Genomic DNA, 695 nt, shown 5'->3' with positions numbered 1-695 from the left:
ACCACCCTCGCCATTGGCAGTGATAGCGAGGCTTCCGCCTGCCGATACGCTTGAGCCGCGCACCGTCTGGTTAATCTGCTCCGATCTGCCTTGGCTGCTGCTCGCGCCCAGGCTGAAGGCCAGGTTGATGCCGCCGGCCTTGTCGGCGGCATTGGCATCGCGGGCCGGCGTCTTCCCGGTGGCAGGATCTGTCGGCCCCGTCGCAATCTGATTGGGCTTGTCATTGATCGTCTTGCCCTGGCCCGCGATGACGGCGTCCGCCGCATTGGATGCCGCCAAGCCTGCTGTGGCTGCGGCCAGGGCTTGCGTGCGCCGGTCCCTTGTCTTGCTGGCTGCCTCCGCCATCTGCTGCACCGTCTGCACCGCCGACAACACAGGACTGGTTACCGCCACCGTCACGCCTTGCTGGCGGAACTTGTCCTCGGTCACGGTGTGGCTGCTCTGCTGGGCAGCAAGAATGCTGACCGTCCGGGCCACGATGTCGATATCGCCACCCGGTGCCAACACATCACTGCCGACCTGCGTATAGCGATTACCCGCGACGATGCTGACATCGCCCGTCACGCTCCCCACCGTGGAAGCAGATGCCGTCTGTGACTGCCCATCCACATCGCGGCTCTGCATGCGGCTGCCCACGGTCACGCCGATGCCCGCCCCCATCACGCCACTGGTGGTCTCCTGCCGGAAGTTGCGCT

At 65.8% G+C, this 695-nt stretch carries 1 pseudogene; it reads right to left on the bottom strand.

The features are described from left to right. Positions 1-695 (bottom strand): annotated as a pseudogene (locus tag B3873_RS04540) (hypothetical protein); the annotation flags it as partial.

The organism is Herbaspirillum sp. UBA812 (assembly GCF_002296545.1).
In the GTDB taxonomy this organism is placed as follows: Bacteria; Pseudomonadota; Gammaproteobacteria; order Burkholderiales; family Burkholderiaceae_D; genus Herbaspirillum; species Herbaspirillum huttiense.
The sequence above is the reverse complement of the archived record's forward strand: the minus strand, read 5'-3'. Positions and strand labels throughout refer to the sequence as shown.